Here is a 17,857-nt window from a genome sequence, read left to right on the forward strand (position 1 = left end):
AAAGCAGATCAGGTGGTTTTCAAGCAGGGCAAGCATGGCAGTAATTTACAACACGAATTATACACACAATCCCAATGCCTATCTGACTCTGGCCATTGTCCGTGCTGCGGAAGAGGTTTTCGGCCAGGGCAATGTCGTTCTTGCCGATAACATGACCCTGGCGTCCCTGGCGGCCAGTGGTGAACACGACACCCTGATCTGCATTGACGGGCAACGCATGAATGTCCCGCTCATGCGCCGGGTGCGACCTGCCTTCAAGAACATGCTTCTCTGGACGTTTGAAGATCCTTTCATGAAGGATTTCAATGTCGAGAATGCAGGCCTGTTCGACCAGGTCTTCACAAATGATCCTTCCTGTGTTGAGGCTTATTTCGGCAAGGGGCATTACCTGCCGCTGGCTTCCAGCCGCAGCCTGCATGAACGCCCTGTCCGCCCGTCTGAAGACTGCGATTATGATATTTTCTTTGCCGGCACGATGTGGCCCAATCGCGTCCAGACCCTGCGCCGGGTCATCAATGCTTTTCCCAAGGCGCGGCTGAAGCTCATCTGCCCCGGTAATCCCTATCTGCCGCCCCTGCCTGATGACCTCGCGGCTCTGGCCATCCAGCGCCCGGTCAGCCATGAAGCCTTCATCGACTTCGCCAATGCCAGCCGTGTGACGCTGACCATGTTCCGTGATTATGCGAGCCATGGCACGGTGAGCCAGGCCACCGCGCCCGGGCCGCGCTATTTCGAGCTCGCCCTTGCCGGGACGGCACAGGTGGTTGAGGTTGCCCCCGGCATGGACCGGCATTATTTCGACAGCCTGCAGGGCGTCAGCATGGCCGAGAATGCCGAGGAAGTGGTGCAGGCCATCGGGGCACTGCTGGAAGACCCGGCGCGCCGTGATCGGGCTGCTGTTGAAGCCCAGCGCTCAGCGGCGCAGCATCATCTTTACGTGCAGCGGCTTGAGGAAATGCGTGATGTGAGCAGGGCGGATTTCAGCCGCCGGCCGGCCGGCGCGGTGGTGCCTGTCAAGCGCAGGCGGCGTCTGCGCGTGCTGATGTGCACGCATTCCACCATTCATGAAGAGGTCTGGGGCGGCGTGGAGGTTTATCAGCAGATGCTGTGCTCCATGCTGGGTCGTGAGGTGGAATTCTACTACTGGCTTCGGCGCGGCAATTTCTGCCGCCTGATGAGCGCCAACGGGCAGGAGCTGGAGCGCTTTGACATCCACGAAGGTGCCTGGACGGACATCATGTGTGATGGGGCGGAAGAGACGCTGTTTTCCAATGTGATCAGTCAGTACAACATCGACGTGGTCCATTTCCAGCATCTGGGCCACCACGCCCTGTCCCTGCCGGTCATCGCCAAGGCGAACGGGGTGGGGGTGCTGTTTTCAGCGCATGATTTCTGGCTTGTTTCCTCGCGGTACAACCTGCTCAACCAGAACCAGCGTTACGTGGAAGGGGAATTCGAGACCGTTCAGGCGCTGGATATCATTCTCAAAACCGCAGAGGGGGTGGAGTTCGGAGGGGCGCAGACCCGCCGGGCCTTCATCGAGCGCATGCTCCACCACGTGGATGCCATCATGTTCGGCACGGCCCATTCACACGACATGATGCATGAGATCTTTCCGGTTCTCGACAGCAAGATCAGTCTGGTCAACGGTATCCCCACCCCTGAATCGACCCTGCCGATCACGCCCAAGGCCTATGCCCCGCTCGAGGGTCGGCCTTTGGGTGTAGCAGTGACCGGCAACTTTCTGCGCACCAAGGGGGCTGACGCCATCCTGGCGCTGATCGAGGCGGCCAATCCCCGGCACTTCCATTTTCATATCTTCGGCCACGTCCATCCCGAATATCAGGGAGTGCTGGAAGGGCTTGAGCGCCCCAATGTGACGGTTTACGGGCGTTATGAGCCTGGCAATGTCGAAGCCTTGCAGAAAGCCGATGTGGCGCTGACCCTGTCAATCTGGCCTGAGACTTACTGCATTTCCCTGTCTGAAACCTGGCGTGCCGGCCTGGTGCCCATCGTGACGGATGTGGGCGCCCTTGGAGACCGGGTAGAAGACGGGGTCAACGGATTCAAGGTGCCGATCGGGCGGCCGGAAATCGTCCTGAACAAGCTGGAGCTGCTTCGCTCGAGTGAATCGCTGCGTCGGCGCATGATGGCAGCGATTGACGGCAGCCTGTGGACGCATGAGGCCCAATACGGTGCTGAACTGCTGGATCTCTACCGCCAGCTGGCGCCCAAGCGTGAGCTGGGTGTTGCAGACCTGCAGTTCGATGTCGGTCAGCTCAACATCCTGCCGCATGCTTCCTGGCGCCACCAGGCTCCCCCACGCCACATCTTTGACGAACCCATTTCACGTGAACTGTCGCTTACCCTGCCGGCAGACATCACCGACTGGTTCGCCATCCAGGGGGGCGAGTGTTACGTCGACGACATCTGCCACCAGATGCTGAACGAAGACAGCCTGGAAGTGTTTGAATCGGCCCCTGACTTTCACATCCGCGGCTGGTTCTTCCTTCCCGATGTCAGCTCGGCTGGTCAGCTTTACGTCGTGCTCATCAATGAGGACACGGAAGGGCCGCTCATCTTCATGCAGACCACGCGCGAGCTGCGGGCGGATATCTCCACCCTTTTCCCCGGTGCACCGCGTCGCTCCGGCTATGTGGCGCAAGTCGCGCTGCGCGGCAAATGGTGCGAAGGCCGCTACCGGATCGGTCTGGTGAACGTCATCAATGGACGTGGCGCTTTCCAGCTTCTGGCCCAGAAAATCGAGGTCGAAGGGGGCAAGGTGGTGGATATCGCCGTCTCGCCGCCGAGCAACGGGCAGATTCTGAGTGATTTCCAGAGGCTGCTTAAAAGCGACACGCAGCTGCGTGAAGTACTGCTGCCGCATTTCTCGACCGAGAGGCTCTATCCCGCGCCGCGCGAGCACCTGCTCTACTTCCTGGATACCCTTGAGCTTGCCGATAACGAGGAAGGCGCTCTTTTTGTGCAGGGCTGGGCCTTCAGCGAGGGCAACACGCGCGCCGGTCAGGTCTATGTGGTGCTGATCAGTGAAACGGAAGACGAGATCGCCATCCTGCAACCCGAACGCTTCGCGCGCGATGACGTGCAGAGCGTCTGGGCGGATGCGCCGCTCTGCGCCGGTTTCATCGGGGTGCTGCATCCCTGGCAGGGGCAGGTGCGGCGTCTCAACGGCAACTGGCGCCTGGGGCTGGTCAATGTGGTGGGCGATACCTACACCATGCGCCCGCTCGAGAAGGTCCTCACCCTCCGTGACGGACATGTGCAGGAAATCCCGCGTGATGAGCCCCTCACGCCGGAAGCGGAAGCGCGTGCACGCCGGCTCATTGCCACAGTGGCTGAGCGCAGGGATATCCGGGATGTGCCTGCATGACGTCCCCCGCTTCCCCTGTTCCTGCTGTCGGGAAGCCGGCTGTACAAGGACGCTGGCAGCAGTTCGATCCGCTCTGGTACAGGCTCCGTTATCCGGACCTGCCGGGGCTGATGCAGGAAGCGGGTTACAGCGGTGACGATCCGGAGACGCTGGAGCGGTTCTACCGGGAAGTGGGGGCCGGATACGGTCATTCGCCCAACCGTTATTTTGATGAATTATGGTACCGTGAAACCTATCCGGACGTCCGCAAAGGGGTCATAGCCGGGAAATGGGCTTCAGGCTTCGCCCATTACTGTGCGGAAGGGGCGCAGGACCGCTCGCCGCATTGGTTGTTCGATGAAAATTTCTATCGCCGCGGCAATCCTGACCTGACCTTCTCCGTCCTGCAGGATGGCGGTTACGTGAATGGCTATGCGCATTACCTCGAGACCGGTGAAAGCCAGGGGCGCGCGCCTTCCCCGCTGGTCGATCTGCGCTGTCTGGCCAGGATGGCAGGCCGTTACCCGGAGTGGTTCGGGCCGGAGGGGCTGTTTGCTTCCTGGCTGGTGCTGCCTGCACAGATCGCCGATGCTGAGCGTCTGTCGTGGTATTTTGACCCGGCCTGGTATCTGCAACGCTACCCGCAGGTGCAGCGCGCTCTGGCTGAAGGGCGCGTTACCAGCGCGCTGCATCATTATCTGACCAATGAGACGCCCAGGCTCTTCGACCCGTCACCGCTGTTTTCGGAAAGCTGGTACGTATCGCATGCGCCAGACCTGCAGAGTGCCATCCAGTCCGGCGCTTTCCGGAACGGTTTTGATCATTTCGTGCGTTTCGGGGCCCGGGAAGGGCGCCAACCGGCGGAAGGAATCGACCTGCAGGCTTACGGGGCCAATCCGCTGGTGCAGGCGCAATGCGTCAGTGGACGCTGGCCCAGCCCCTTTGCCCGGCTGGCCGCTGAAAGAAGCGGTCACGCTTCTCCCTGCGGCACGTCTGGGAGTATCACAACCGATCTTGTCACCGCAGAGCTGGCAGACATGAAGGCAAGTGAGAGCGGGCCTGCAATTGATGAGAACGCCTCGCGCCGGCTGTTTCAGGAGCGTGCTGCCCTGCAGGTGCCCCTGACGGCACGCGAGAAACTGGATTTCAGTTTTCATGGGCTGCCTGAAATCAGTGTGATCATGGTCGTTCACGACAAGCTGGAGCTGACCCTGCAGACGCTGGCTTCCCTGCGGGCCAATTATTCCGGTGCTCTTGAGCTCATTGTCGTCGATTCCGGCTCCAGGGATGAGACGCGCCAGATCGAGTGCGTTCTCAAGGGCGCGCGCATTCTGCGCTACCCCTGGAACATCGGTTACCTGCAGGGTTGCAACGAAGCCCTGGCGCAGGCGCGCGCGCCCGTAACGCTTTACCTCAACAATGACGTAAGGCTCTTTCCAGGCGCACTGGAGAATGCTCTGGAACGTCTGCGGCGCGCGCCCGCAACAGGGGGCGTGGTGGCCAAGCTGGTGCGCTCCAACATGCGGCTTCAGGAAGCAGGCTCGATCATCTGGCGTGACGGCGCCACTTACGGCTACCGCCGCGAAGATGATCCCAACCTGCCGGAAGCCAATTTCGCGCGTCGCGTTGATTTCGGCTCAGCCGCTTTTCTGCTGGCGCGCACCGGTCTGCTCAAAAGGGCAGGCGGCTATGATCGTCAGTTCAGGCCTGCTTATTTCGAAGACACCGATCTGTGCCTGCGTCTGCAGGCTTTGGGAGCTGATATCGTTTATGAGCCCCTGTGCCAGGTGGAACATCTCGAATTCGGGACTTCCGGAACAGGGGGCTCGCAGGCGCAGATCCAGCGTAATTTCAGAAAATTCGCCAGGCAGCATGCGGCGTTTCTGCGCGGCCAGCAGCCGCCTCATGTCCGCAATGCCGTTCTGGGGCGTGAGCGGGGCGGCAAGGGGCGCCGGCTTCTTTTCATAGAGGACCGTATTCCGCTGCCATCTCAGGGATCGGGCTATGTGCGTTCGCACGAGCTGATCTGCGCGCTGGCTCGGCTGGGATGGCATGTCACCGTCTTTCCCATGCAACGTCCCCGCGAGCCGTTCTGGCGTTATTACGGGGCGTTTCCGGAAAACGTGGAGCTTGCACTCGAGCAGGATGTAGGGACATTCCCGGAATTCCTGGCTGAGCGCGCGGCTTATTACGACGTGTTGTGGGTAGGACGCACGCATAACCTGAGGGCGCTACAGCCCCTGCTGAACGAATACAGCCGCTTTCTGCCAGGCTGCATGACCATTCTCGATACCGAGGTGGTAGCCGCCCCGCGTTCTGTGCTGCAGGAGAGGCTCCTGCAGGAAAAGAAGGCGGGCGGGCAGGCACTCAGCCTGTACCGGGGCGCAGCTGACGACACCGGTGGCACAGCGTCTGATCTGGAAGAAAGAGTGCGCGAAGAGCTTGCCTGCGCGCAATACTGCCAGAAGATCATTGCCGTGACGCAGGCTGATGCCGAGCTGATCCGCCAGGCCGGGCATGAGGATGTGGCTGTTCTGGGTCACGGCATGGCCCTGCGTCCCACAGCTGCTTCCTATGGCGCGCGGCGTGATCTGTTGTTCGTTGGTGCCATTCACAGCGAGGATTCCCCCAATTATGACAGCCTGCTGTGGTTTGCCAGAGAAGTGATGCCGGCGCTGAGTGGTGAAGCGGCAAAGGCCAGATTGCTGGTAGCAGGCTACGTGGCCCCGGGTGTGGACCTGTCACCCCTGGCTCAACTGCCCGCTGTGGAGCTTCTGGGAGAGCAGGAAGATCTCACCCCGTTATATGAACGGGCGCGGGTGTTCGTGGCCCCGACCCGTTTTGCCGGGGGCCTGCCCTACAAGGTGCATGAAGCGGCCTCCCGCGGTGTGCCCATGGTGGTAACGGATCTGCTGCGCCGGCAGGTCGGGTGGGAGGACGGCAAGGAACTGCTGAGCGCGCCATCTGATGATCCGACAGCTTTTGCCCGTGCTGTTTCGCAGCTTTACGAAAACGGGACACTCTGGCAGCGCCTGCGTCAGGAGAGTCTGGCAGCCGTGGAAAGGGATGCGGGACTGGAGATATTTCAGCAGAAGCTGGCCGAACTGCTGGGAGAGATGGTAACGGCAGACAGGCGAGATGCGGCATGAAAGGCAGCAGAGGAAAAAGGGAAGCGGTATGACAAGCAAGAAGAACAAAACACGCAGTCGGGTCACCCCCGCCTCACGCCAGAAGGCTCAGGAAAGCCAGACTCAAGGGGTAGCAACTGAGGAAGCGGCCCAGCCTGATGTTTTTGAGACTGCTGTTTCCTCGTTGTCGGAAGTGGCGCCAGCACAGGCACCGCTGAGCCGGCCTGATGTTCCCACCCCGCCTTCTTCCTTTGCCTCTGCCCAGCCGCGTCCGCGTGGCCCGGTAACGCCGAATGCCCTGAAGGGACCGGTTCTTTTCGTGGGAGGCGGGCGTTACGAGAGTCAGGCCAATGCTCAGGTGCGGCAGACGATCATGGATGGCCTCGTAGGGGCTTTCGGCGAGGCGGAGGTCACGATGGTGGATATCTCCGGAGCGGCCAATGCCGTTGCGGAGCTGAAGCCAGCCCTGGTCTTTTCCAGCGGCTCCTACCTGCCGGAAAGCACCTATTTCGGTGAAGTCTCCCGTGCCGCCCGCAAGGTCGGCGCCGTGACGGCCTTCTGGGCGACGGAAGATCCCTATGAGCAGGATGCGCATTACCAGATCGACAATGATTTTGACGTGATCTTCTCATGCGACCGGTGGGGGCATAATTTCTACGGGCGCAAGAACGTCTTTCATCTGCCTCTTGGTGCGTGCCCCAAGCTGCATTATGCCGATATCCTGCCGGACCAGGAGAAGAACATCGACGTTCTGTTCTGTGGTGTGGCCTTCAACTCCCGCAAGGAAGTGGCCCGTAACCTGCTTCCCGTCCTGCGTCAGCTGAACATCCGTTTCATCGGTCCGGGCTGGGGCGAGCTGGGGATCGGCTTTTCAGACGCGCGGATCGAGAAGAGCCAGCTGGTGGATCTCTACAGCCGCTCAAAAATGGTGCTCAATCTGGGGCGCTCGCTGCATTTTGAGAACAAGCAGTTCATGATCGCCCCTTCCACGCCGGGCCCGCGGACATTTGAAGCGGCTGCAGCCGGCGCTTTTCAGGTATTTCATGAAGATACCTATGAGCTGCGGCGTTACTATGATGCTGACGAGATCCCGGTTTTCTCGAACCGCTTCGATTTCGAACGCATTGTCGACAGATACCTCAACGATGGTGCTGCGCGTCTGGCTGCCAGCCGCAAGGCCCAGGAGAGGACGATGAACGAGCATCTTTACGTGCACCGCATCGCCCAGGCGCTGGATATCATGAAGCGCGAAAAGCTGCTGCCCTGACAGAGGGCGCGCCAGAAACAGCGGGGAAGTGGCATGAAACGGAAGTATTTCTGGCTTTTGGGTATGTGCGGCGCGGTTCTGGGCAGCACGGCCTTTTCCGCAATGCCTGCCCGGGCTGATGGAGGCTGCCAGGGTGTAGCGCTTCAGGACTACACCCCGCCGCCGAAAAGTGCGCTGGCCCCTTTGAAGGCCGGGCAACTTATCCTGGATCTTTCCGAAGGGACAGGCGATCCTGACGGCACGCCGCTGGCCTATGAGGTGCCTGAAGGGGAATCCTATCCCGCCTCTGACTTCCGTCTTCTGAACTGCCACGTTGTGCGGCACTTCAAATCCTCTGAATCGGACCCAGGTTATACGCTGGTTCCCAATGATGCGCTGGTCGGCAGCATGGCAGAGCCGCGCCTGCCCCAGACGCCTTCCGCGCAACCGAGCACGAGCGTGCTGTCAGGCCTCTGGAAGGACAGTGACGGGTTTGGCAATATCCAACTGCCGGAGCTGATCTATACCTCCGGCACCAATATCATTGAAATCGACGGTGTTTTCAGCAGCCGCCGTTCCATCAACGCCTCGGTTGAGGCCAATCTGGATTCAGGGCTGTTCGCCTGTAACCGGGATTATCCGGTCACGCTGAAATTCGGCAATGGCGCCGTATTCACTTCCCGCAACGCCACCTGCGTGCAGACCCGCATGATGGTGGTGGGATTTGAGCCCTCCGATCGGCTCGGCGCGGCTGTTGAAGCCTCCTTGCCGGTGGAGCTGGTGCAGGACCATACGGTGCTGAAACTGCAGGCGCAGGGAATTGCCGCAGATATCGCGCGTTTCCGCTGGCAGATCGATCCGGCCAGAAACACGGCCTTTTTCAACAAAATGCTGCTGCCCGGAAAGTTCTGAGCGAGGTCCCGGCCTTAAGAGGGCCGGGACCGGATCAGCACCGGATTACGGCGCTGCCTTGGCAGGCACGGAAGCGGCAGTTTTTGCCGGGGCTGCCGTCTGGGTGGGGGCAGGGCCGAGGATCACGCGCGCCAGTCCATCAGGGCGGATCCATTTACGGAAGGCAGCCTGAACCTGCTCAGGCGTCATGTGATAGATGCTTTTGGCAGCTTCATCAGGCGCGTTGAGCGGCAGATCGAGGGAGATCAGGCTGAGCCAGGTGCCCGCCAGGCCGCTGAAACTGTCGCGTTCCATGGGTTGGCCGCGCAGCAGGGTAGCCTTGGCGAGATCAAGCGTCTGCTGAGAAACCGGGTGGCTGCGCAGGCTTTCCAGATCTTTCAGGGCGAGCTTCTGGGCCGGCAGGATCTTGGCCGGATCAGCGCCGAAGCCCATGGAGAAGGTGGTTCGGGTGCGGGAGTAGCCGATGCTGCTGCCGACGCCGTAAACGTATCCGGTCCGAACGCGCAGATCCTGCATTAGCAGGGAGGAGAAACCGCCGCCCAGGATCTCGTTGCCGACAGCCAGGGCATGCCGGTCGGGATTGTGCACGTTCAACGCCAGGGTTTCGCCGTAACGCACGCTCGACTGTGAGCGGCCCGGATCAGCCACCACCTGTTCGGAAGGCCGATTGGGCGGAATGGGTGGCAGATCCAGCTGGGGCGTCGGTCCTTCCGCCTTCCAGGCGCCGAATGCGTGTTCAATGGCGGCTCTGGCCTTTTCAGGCGTGATGTTGCCGATCACCACGATGGTGGTGAGGTCAGGGCGGTAGGCAGCGTGATAATAGGCCTTCACATCCGCCAGGGTCAGATGGCGATAGCTTTCAGGCGTGGCTTCACGCAGGGTGGGGTCATGGGGCGGCACCAGGGCCTTGCGCATGGCGCGACCTGACTTGTAGAGCGGTGAAAGCAGGGTTCCGGCCTGGGCTTGGGCATCCTGCTCGCGCGTGATCTGAAAGCCTTTTTCAGGAAAGGCGGGGTTCAGCTCATGCTCGGCCAGCAGCGCCAGGCCCTGATCGAAATAACGGCTCAGGACGCTGAGGCTGAAGGAGGAACCGGCATTTTCTTCAGCAGAGATGCTGTCGAGCGCACGTGCGAGGGCCAGCCGCTCATGCGTCGGCGTGCCGTAAAGGAACAGGCCGTCGGTCAGATCAGCCACCCCTTCCTGGCCTTTGGGCTGCTCCAGCGCCGTGTCTTCCCGGATCTGCCCGTAAAGCTCGACAGTCTGGCTGACATGCTCCGGCTGGACGAGAAGCCGCAATCCGTTGGGCAGCACATAGCTGGTCGGGCGCGGCGTAAGAGGCGGCAGGGTAAGGCGTGCCAAGGCTTGCTGAGCCCATGGCGGCAGCTGCACATCCGCCGAGGGGGAGGCGGTGAAGGATTCGGCGCCCCCGAAACCCTTGGCAGCCAGGGGTTTGCCGCTGTCACTGGGGGTAAGAATAGCGGTGATGGCTTTCTGGGGTGCAAGCCATTCACGGGCCAGGGCATCTACCTGGGCCTTGGTGACATGCCGGAAGGCCTCAATCATGTCTTCCGGGCTGGAAAGATGCTGGTTGGCCAGGGCTTCCGACCAGCTGGCAGCGAGGCCGGAAATGCTGTTGGCATTGAATTCCAGTGAGGCGATCTCACGCTGGCGCGCCGCTTCGATGAGCTCGGCCGGCACCCCCTGCGTGCGGTAAGTCGCCATGATGGTTTCAAGGGTTTTCTCAAGCGGAACCGGATTGGCCCCACGCGGGAAGCCGGCATAAACGGTGCCGATGCCGCCCAGGGCTTCAGGCTGGTAGAAAAAACCGGCTTCCAGCGCCTTGCCTTGGGGAACGAGAGCGAACAGCGCGCCGCGCTGGCTGGCCAGCGCATCGCTCAGCAGGGTGGCAGCGGCAAACAGGGGACTGCGCTCGCCCGGCATCCGCCAGGCCATGGTCACCAGACCGACCGGCAGATCGGTCGGCAGGGTGATGGTGCGGGCCGTGACAGGACCCGGCGTGATGGTGGCCCGTGCCGGAAGGGGGCGCGCCTTGAGCTGGCTGAACGCGTTCCTGACCTCCACCAGCGCTTTCTGCGGATCGACATCGCCTGCAATGACCAGAAGAGCATTATTGGGCACGTACCAGTCGTGGTAGAAGGCGCGCAACTGGCTGGAAGTCGTAGTGTCAAAGGAAGGACGCGTCCCCAGGGCGTCGTGTGCGTAAGGGGTGCCGGCATAGAGCAGGGCCCGGACCTGGGAAAGGTAGCGGTAGATGGGGTTTGAGAGGTCGCGCGAGACTTCCTGTTCAATGGCGCCGCGTTCATGGGCCCATTCGGCATCGGTGATGTTCAGGCCTTCCATGCGCCCCGCTTCAATGCGCAGGAGAACATCAAGATCAGCAGCAGGGGCCTTGAAATAATACTGGGTCGTGTCCGAGGTGGTGGAGGCATTGTCATTGTTACCCAGCCGCGCGCTCAGGGCAGCCAGCTGGTCGCGGCTCAGCGTGGCTGACCCGTTGAACATCATGTGTTCCAGCGCATGGGCCATGCCTGGGTAACCCTTGGGCGCATTGGCCGAACCGGTTTCATAGCTCAGCATCGTCTGCACGACCGGCGCCAGGCGGTCAGGGATGATGACCACCCGCAACCCATTGGCCAGCGTGGTCCGCAGGACGCCTTTTGCGCCTGTGGGGTTGGCCGGGACAGCAGGCTGCGTGTTCGTCACGGGCTGGATGCTGGGTGAAGCTGCCGCTGTTTCAGGGGCGCGGGCCTGCACGGAAGGGGCCAGTATGCCAGGATACAGAAAGGGAAAGGCGGAAAGGACGGAGCCTGCCAGCAGCGTTCTGGCCAGCCTGCGGGCCTGGTGCTGTCCGGTTCCGGTCCGTCTGTCTTGCGGGAGGGTCGGGGCAGTGAAGCGGGTGAAAAGACTCATGATACCTTCCGGCTAGACTGGTTTCAGAGCGGCCTTGAAAAGACGCCCGTCATGACAAAACGGCTATGCACCAGTTAAAAGGGTTGCGGCGTGGCTTGTCCATGGCTCAACTGGCCCTGAAAGCCTGCGCCCCTCAAAAGGACCCCCCAGAAGGACAACTGGCCCGGAAGGATAATGGCCTGTGAGCATTGGACAAATCTTTCACCGCATGGACGCGCTGTTGCTGGACGACGTGTTTGAGCCGATCGTGTACCGCCTGCGTGACTGGACCCAGCCTTTCGCCCTGGGAAGCAGTTTTCTGCTGGGCTCGGTTGTGCTGCAGGCGGCCACGACACTGTTGCCCATGCTGGGCGGGGCCAATTTTGCGGACAACATTCAGGGGGTGCTGGCTTTTCTGTGCGGGCTGGTCATCTATTTTTCCTTCCAGCGTTTTGCCCCTCTGGTGCGGCCAGGGCAGCCTAATCCGCTGCGCCCCATGCTGTTCAGCCTGCGTGTCGTCGTGCTGCTTTATGTGATAGGATGCAGTGTGGTGCTCTGGTGGCGGCCGCCGCCGCGCAGCGTGCTTTTGTGGGAAGAGCTTGATATCCTTTCCCAGCTTGTCTTCGTCATCGGGCTGTATTTCATGTCGTGTCAGCCCCCGCCGCCAGCCAGGCAGAGCCAGCGTGAGGAACGCCGCCAGACGTTGCAGGCCATGCCTGAACAGAGTTAAGGGTCCACAGCCCTGCTTGCCGCCTGAGGTGAACGGTCGGGAAAAAGAGGAGAAGGGGTGGAAATGAAACACTCTGCCAGACTGATGACAGTCCCGTTTCTGCTGCTGGGCGTTTCCCTCTGCGCGTTGGCAAGTGTGGAGAGGGCATCTGCACAGACCCAAACATCTCCAGCGGCTGCAGAGCCTCAGGGGGCAGCGGTTCCGCACCCGTCAGCGGAGTCCGGAACCGCCCCGGCCGCCTCGCCGGTGGAAGAGAAAAAAGCCCCTGATGTGCTGATCATTCCCCTCAGCAAGACAGCAGGCCAGGAAGTTGCGGGCAGCGTTCCGGCCCTGAGGGAAACCTATCGCTGCCAGCCAGTCGGGTCGCCTGCAGCGCAGGCGGTGAAGGGGGCGGGGGCTGCTTCAGGCAAGCCTTCGGTGCCGCAAGAGGAAAGCGAGGATGAGCAGTCGCTGAACGAGCAGTTGCCGGCTACGGGATTTGAAGTGAAATATTATAATCTCGACCAGAATTCCCTGGCCGTCGTGCCGCTCCGGGAAGGACCGCTTGTCTTTGTCAATGTCATCTCCGCAGATGGTGCGCGTTACGTTGCCGGTCCTTATGTCTGGTGGACGCGCGGCAACGAGGCGACATTTTATTCAGAAGCCCTTTCCGGTCCCGATGCTGATGGACCGCGTCTGGTCTGTAAAGCTGTAACGCCTGCGGCGAAAACGCCCGCTGCGCCCTGAAATTTTTTTTTTGAAAAAAGCCCGTCTTCACGCTCAGCGGAAGACGGGCTTTTTTCGTCAGAGGTATGAGGGGCAGGCGTCTGGGTTCAGGCGCCCTGTTTCTGAGCGGTCAGAATGTCCTGGGGGCGCATGGGCAGGTGGCGCAGCCGGAAGCCGCTGGCATTGTAGATCGCATTGCCGATGGCAGGGGCCACGACTGTCACCCCGGGTTCGCCCAAACCCATGGGCTTGTAGGTGTTGTCCATGAAGACGATCTCGATCTCGGGGTCATCGCCCATCCGGAGCGGCGTGTAATTGTTGAGGTTTCGCGCCGCAATCGTACCGTGAACGATCTCCGTCCCTTCGAACAGGGCCATACTCAGCCCCCAGAGCGCGCCCCCCTCAATCTGGGCACGGGCGCCATCGGGATCGACGATGGTCCCGGCATCAACGACAAGCCAGATTTTCTGGCAGGTGATCTGCCCTGTGGTCTGGTTGACATGCACCTGCGCCGCCCCGGCCGTCCAGGTTGGCATATTGCGCTCCTGGCCGAAAGTCGTGGCAATGCCGATGCCTGTGTCAGAGGGGAGGGTGTCCTGCACGTCAGGCCAGTTGATCAGCTCGGCCAGGCGCTGCAACACGGCGGCCTGGCGGTGTGCGCCCCCGATGGCATTGGGGGCGCTGCCCGCATTGCGGCCTTTGCCATCCAGCATGGCGAGGCGGAAGGCAACCGGGTCCTGATCGAGCTGGTCGGCCGCTTCGTCGATATAGGATTCCAGCGCCCAGGGGGTCCAGCCGGCGCTGACAGCGCGCAGCCAGCCCGGCCGGAAGGTCTGGTTGGCAAGATCGTTGCAGATGGCGCGCAGATGAAACGGCCCGACATCATACCAGTGATCGGCGCCTGACAGGGCGAAGGGATCGTATTTCTTGCCGCCCATGCCTTCCGCCATAAAAGCGGGAGCTGCAGCCAGAGTGGGCCAACCGGCCACGACATCATAGCGCATCGCCCGGATGCCCTTGTTCTGATAATCGAGGGCGCAGCTGATGCTCTGAAAGGAGGGAGAGCGGATGGAATCGAAGGCCATGTCATCGTTGCGCGCCAGCATCAGCTTGACCGGCCTGCCACCCAGCGCCTTGGAGGCCAGCAGGGCCGGAACGGCGTAATCCCCGTTCAGCCTGCGCCCGAAGCCGCCGCCCAGATAATAGGTGATCATCCGCACCTGGTCCTGGGGAACACCGGCGGCCTTGGCCAGGGTGGGCAGGATGAGCGATTGCCACTGATTGCCGGTATGGATTTCCCAGATGCCTTCATGAAGGCGCGCCGTGGCGTTGACCGGCTCGAGGGTGAAATGGGCGACCGGCGCTGTCGTGTAGGTCTGCGAAAAGGTTTCTTCCGCAGTATCGAAGGCTTTCCCGACACCGGGATCATCATAGATGTTTGTTCCGCTGCGGGGATCCTCATGCAGCTTGCGGGCCCGCACGAGCAGATCGGCTTCGGAGACCTCCTGAGCAGGCGTCGGGGTCCATTCCACTTTCAGCAGGTCTGTCGCCAGCTTGGCTGCAGGCCAGCTTTTTGCGATGACCACGACCCAGCCCTGCACTTCATTGGTCGGATCATCCAGCACGATGAAACGTTCATAGCCTGGCACCTTGCGGCTCTGGCTGTCATCGACGCGCCGCACCCGGGCGCCGTAGCGGGTCGGCGGCAGTTTGGGGCGCGCGTAGACCATGTCGTCGAAGTGGACGTCGCAGCCGTAAACGGCGTGTCCGGTCACCTTGGGGGGGATATCCAACGCTGCGACAGGCCGACCGATGAGCGTGCGCTGCTGGGGTGTCTTGAGGGGCAGCGCTGCCATTTCCTGCGGAGTCAGGCTTTTCTTCAGCAGGGTGGCGTTGTCTGCAGCATGGGATACGATCTGGCCGAAGGTGAGGCTGCCATTCGGCCCGACGACGATACCGTCATTGACACGGCAGGCTTCAGGGGTGGTGCCGAGCAGGCGGGCCGCTTCCTGCACCAGCAGGTAACGTGCTGCCGCACCGGCCTGGCGGAAGAGGTCCCAGGTGGCCCAGACCGACCATGAGCCACCGGTGACGTACTGGCCGGCAAAGCGTTTTTCCGTGTTGACGTAGTCAATGCGCACGCGGTTCCAGTCGGCATCCATTTCATCAGCGATGATGCGGGCCAGGGCGGTGCCGACATGCTGGCCCATTTCCGCGCGGACGATGTTGACGGTCACTTCTCCGTCAGGCGCGATGGTGCACCAGATCGTGGGCTCGAAGAGCGTATCGGCCGCAGGAAGCTGCGCGCCGGCCGGCAGGGGCGGCAGCACGATGCTGGCCCGGGCCTGACGTGCGAAGCCGAAAGCCAGCCCTGCGCCCATTGCGCTTCCAAAGCCAGTGAGCAGGAAGGTGCGGCGTGAGAAGGAGGCCCTGACTTTGTGAGCCGTGTTCTTCTGGTGGAAAGCACGATCGGTTTCGCGGGCCAGCTGGCTGAGCTTAGCCATGATTCATGTCTCCCTGTCCGGCCGCCGGGGCATTTTTCTGCCCGTTCCCGTTCTGGTTTGCGCCGCTGCCTTCCGTGCTGCGGGCCGGGCTCTGGTTCTGGGCAGGCGCGTTGGCGCTGGCAGCGGCGTGAATGGCCTTGCGGATCCGGCGATAGGTCATGCAGCGACAGAGATTGCCGCTCATGGCCGCGTCGATCTCGTCATCGGTAGGGGACGGAACATCCCGCAGCAGCGCGGCAGCCTGCATGATCTGGCCGGACTGACAGTAACCGCATTGCGGCACCTGCAGTTCCAGCCAGGCCTGCTGCACCGGGTGCTGGCCTTGGGCATCCAATCCTTCGATCGTCGTGACCGACGCGCCCTGCACAGCTGAAAGGGGCGTGATGCAGGAACGCGTGGGCTGGCCGCCGACATGAACGGTGCAGGCGCCGCATTCCCCGATGCCGCAGCCGTATTTCGTGCCGGTGAGCGCCAGGGTGTCCCGCAGGATCCAGAGCAGGGGTGTGTCGGAAGGGGCATCCACTGTGACGGGCTGACCGTTGAGCACAAAGCGGATCCGACTGCCCGCTTCAGGCGCAGAGGGGTGGGACTCGGTCGGGTTGGTGGAAATCTGGGTGGCGTCGGTAGAAGACATTACCGTTCTTTCGCAGGCTGGGGGGCAGGCAGCGGGGGAGGCACGACTTCAGCGCGCACCTCGGCAGCCTTTTTCTCGAGATCTGTCCATGGCGGCAGGTTTGTGCGTGTCGCGCGCAGATAGGCGGCGATCTCTGCCATCTCCTGGTTGGTCAGGGCCGTGTAATAGCTGGGCATGACCCAGCCTACCCTGCCCTCATCGGCGCTGAAGCCACGCAGCATGATCTGGTAGAGATTCGTGGGCTCCGGCAGCCATAGGGCCGTGCTGAGGGCGAGAGCCGGCCTGCCGGGCGCGGGCCGGGGGCCGAAATTGGCATGACAGGCACCGCAGGTGACCCGCGCCAGGCGCATGCCGGTCCCCAGGAACTGCGCGCCAGCCGGGTTGAGCCCCCAACGGACCGTATCAGCCAGGAAGGGGCCGCTCATGCCTTCTCCCGAAGTTTTCATGGCTTCTTCAATCTTGGCCTGCGCCGGCCCGACGCGCTGAGCCGCGTGATCCAGATCGGCGAAATAGGTTGCGACAGCGTGCACATCAGCCTCGGGCAGATGGGCGTAACCCTCGTGAACCACGATGGCCATGGGACCTGCCGAAGCGCCGTGCAGAGGGGTGAAGCCGGTGCTCAGATAGGCAAAGAGATCCGGCTCCGTCCAGGGGGCGGGGGCAGGATTGGAGGCGTTCAGGGGCGGGGCGATCCAGTTGTCGATCGGCGCCCCGTCATAGAGGCGGCTCTTCATGAGGCCGCCGAGAACATTGCGCGGCGTATGGCAGGCATCGCAGTGCGAGACGCCGTTGGCCAGATAGGCGCCGCGGTTCCAGACAGCATCCTTGTGCGGGTCAGGCTGGTACTCGCCGGCCCTGAAGAAGAGCAGCCGCCAGCCGAACTGCAACCGCCGCCATCCCAGCGGGAAGGGCAGCTGATCGTGACGCGGCACCTGGCGGACGGCCGGTTGGGTCATGAGCCAGGCATACAGGTCGGAAATGTCCTGATCGGACATCTTCGTGAAATTCGGATAGGGAAAGACGGCATAGAGATAATGCCCGTCGCGTGAAATGCCGCGATGCATGGCGCGTCTGAAGGCTGCTTCCGACCAGCGTCCGATCCCCGTTTCCGGGTCAGGCGTGATGTTGCTGGAATAGAAGGTGCCGAAAGGGGAGGCCATGGCATAATCGCCAGCCAGAGGCGCGCCGGGCTTGCCATCCGTGCGGGTATGGCAGGCGGCACAATAACCGGCATGGGCCAGCAGCCCACCCCGCCGGACCGCCTCTGGGTTGAAGCTGTCAGGTTTCGGGGGGGTGATGGGGGCGATGGCGGAATTCGTGGAGAGGATGAGAAATCCTCCCAGGCCTATGAACCCGAGGGCGCCCAGGCCCAGAAGGAGCTTCCGCAACCTGGGAAATCTGCCATCTTCGGAGGGGAAAGGCGAAGTCATTTAATCAGATGTTCCGCAACAGAGAAGAAAGTGGTGAGAATGAAAAGAAAGATGGATAGAAATTTATGATTCCATGGTTTTACATTTTATAAAAGTCACGATTTTTAGAAATTTCTCTGATCTGGCCTGATTTCACGGCATTGCTTCCGGTTACCAGGGAATTGCTGGTATATGAAGGATATCTTAACACTTTCCTTGGTGGCTGCTCTCCAGATTGCGATTTTGATGAGGTCGGTTCACATAAAGGTGATTCATTCCCAATCTTTTTTCCGGGCTGTCCGCTCTCCG

At 61.6% G+C, this 17,857-nt stretch carries 10 protein-coding genes; 6 read left to right on the forward strand and 4 right to left on the reverse strand.

The genetic code is table 11. The features are described 5' to 3' along the window. The first annotated feature begins 34 nt into the window (after positions 1-34). The 4 genes from E3E11_RS05215 to E3E11_RS05230 are packed head-to-tail and all read left to right on the forward strand — an operon-like array spanning position 35 to position 8,656. Positions 35-3,391 (forward strand): glycosyltransferase family protein, encoded by a 3,357-nt coding sequence (locus tag E3E11_RS05215; protein WP_141451470.1) that lies wholly within the window; start codon positions 35-37, stop codon positions 3,389-3,391. Next, positions 3,388-6,519: a glycosyltransferase gene (locus E3E11_RS05220; RefSeq protein WP_141451471.1), complete on the forward strand. Its 3,132-nt coding sequence runs from the start codon at positions 3,388-3,390 to the stop codon at positions 6,517-6,519. The genes E3E11_RS05215 and E3E11_RS05220 overlap by 4 nt, the downstream gene beginning before the upstream one ends. Positions 6,520-6,547: 28 nt before the next feature. Further along, a complete protein-coding gene (locus tag E3E11_RS05225; RefSeq protein WP_231118840.1) occupies positions 6,548-7,765 on the forward strand; it encodes a CgeB family protein in 1,218 nt (405 codons plus the stop codon). A gap of 33 nt (positions 7,766-7,798) precedes the next feature. After that, a complete protein-coding gene (locus E3E11_RS05230; RefSeq protein ID WP_141451472.1) occupies positions 7,799-8,656 on the forward strand; it encodes a hypothetical protein in 858 nt (285 codons plus the stop codon). A 45-nt stretch (positions 8,657-8,701) separates the two neighbouring features. Here the strand turns inward: E3E11_RS05230 and E3E11_RS05235 are convergent, their stop codons facing one another. Beyond that, a complete protein-coding gene (locus tag E3E11_RS05235) occupies positions 8,702-11,587 on the reverse strand; it encodes a M16 family metallopeptidase (protein WP_141451473.1) in 2,886 nt (961 codons plus the stop codon). Between the two features lie 181 nt (positions 11,588-11,768). Between E3E11_RS05235 and E3E11_RS05240 the strand changes: the two genes are divergently transcribed. Both E3E11_RS05240 and E3E11_RS05245 read left to right on the forward strand, forming a co-directional pair. Further along, positions 11,769-12,296, forward strand: coding sequence for a hypothetical protein (locus E3E11_RS05240; protein ID WP_141451474.1), 528 nt, complete (start codon positions 11,769-11,771; stop codon positions 12,294-12,296). Positions 12,297-12,566: 270 nt separating this feature from the next. Continuing rightward, positions 12,567-13,022, forward strand: a complete 456-nt coding sequence (locus E3E11_RS05245) for an MliC family protein (RefSeq protein ID WP_196778302.1) — start codon at positions 12,567-12,569, stop codon at positions 13,020-13,022. 86 nt (positions 13,023-13,108) lie between these two features. Here E3E11_RS05245 and E3E11_RS05250 read toward each other — a convergent pair whose 3' ends face one another. The 3 genes from E3E11_RS05250 to E3E11_RS05260 all read right to left on the reverse strand — a co-directional run bounded on the left by E3E11_RS05250 (position 13,109) and on the right by E3E11_RS05260 (position 17,569). Further along, complete coding sequence (locus tag E3E11_RS05250; protein ID WP_141451475.1) at positions 13,109-15,505, reverse strand: xanthine dehydrogenase family protein molybdopterin-binding subunit; 2,397 nt, start codon at positions 15,503-15,505, stop codon at positions 13,109-13,111. Continuing rightward, complete coding sequence (locus E3E11_RS05255) at positions 15,498-16,061, reverse strand: (2Fe-2S)-binding protein (RefSeq protein ID WP_407938691.1); 564 nt, start codon at positions 16,059-16,061, stop codon at positions 15,498-15,500. Before E3E11_RS05255 ends, E3E11_RS05250 begins: the two co-directional genes overlap by 8 nt. A 77-nt stretch (positions 16,062-16,138) precedes the next feature. Then, complete coding sequence (locus E3E11_RS05260; protein ID WP_141451477.1) at positions 16,139-17,569, reverse strand: cytochrome c; 1,431 nt, start codon at positions 17,567-17,569, stop codon at positions 16,139-16,141. Positions 17,570-17,857 lie beyond the last annotated feature (288 nt).

This window comes from Oecophyllibacter saccharovorans (genome assembly GCF_006542375.1).
GTDB classification, from domain to species: domain Bacteria; phylum Pseudomonadota; class Alphaproteobacteria; order Acetobacterales; family Acetobacteraceae; genus Oecophyllibacter; species Oecophyllibacter saccharovorans.

Excerpts from the sequence above, each read along its gene's own strand:
- E3E11_RS05215 (WP_141451470.1), top strand. The coding sequence starts at position 35 with ATGGCAGTAATTTACAACACGAATTATACACACAATCCCAATGCCTAT.
- E3E11_RS05220 (WP_141451471.1), top strand. The coding sequence starts at position 3,388 with ATGACGTCCCCCGCTTCCCCTGTTCCTGCTGTCGGGAAGCCGGCTGTA.
- E3E11_RS05225 (WP_231118840.1), top strand. The coding sequence starts at position 6,548 with ATGACAAGCAAGAAGAACAAAACACGCAGTCGGGTCACCCCCGCCTCA.
- E3E11_RS05230 (WP_141451472.1), top strand. The coding sequence starts at position 7,799 with ATGAAACGGAAGTATTTCTGGCTTTTGGGTATGTGCGGCGCGGTTCTG.
- E3E11_RS05235 (WP_141451473.1), bottom strand. The coding sequence starts at position 11,587 with ATGAGTCTTTTCACCCGCTTCACTGCCCCGACCCTCCCGCAAGACAGA.
- E3E11_RS05250 (WP_141451475.1), bottom strand. The coding sequence starts at position 15,505 with ATGGCTAAGCTCAGCCAGCTGGCCCGCGAAACCGATCGTGCTTTCCAC.
- E3E11_RS05260 (WP_141451477.1), bottom strand. The coding sequence starts at position 17,569 with ATGACTTCGCCTTTCCCCTCCGAAGATGGCAGATTTCCCAGGTTGCGG.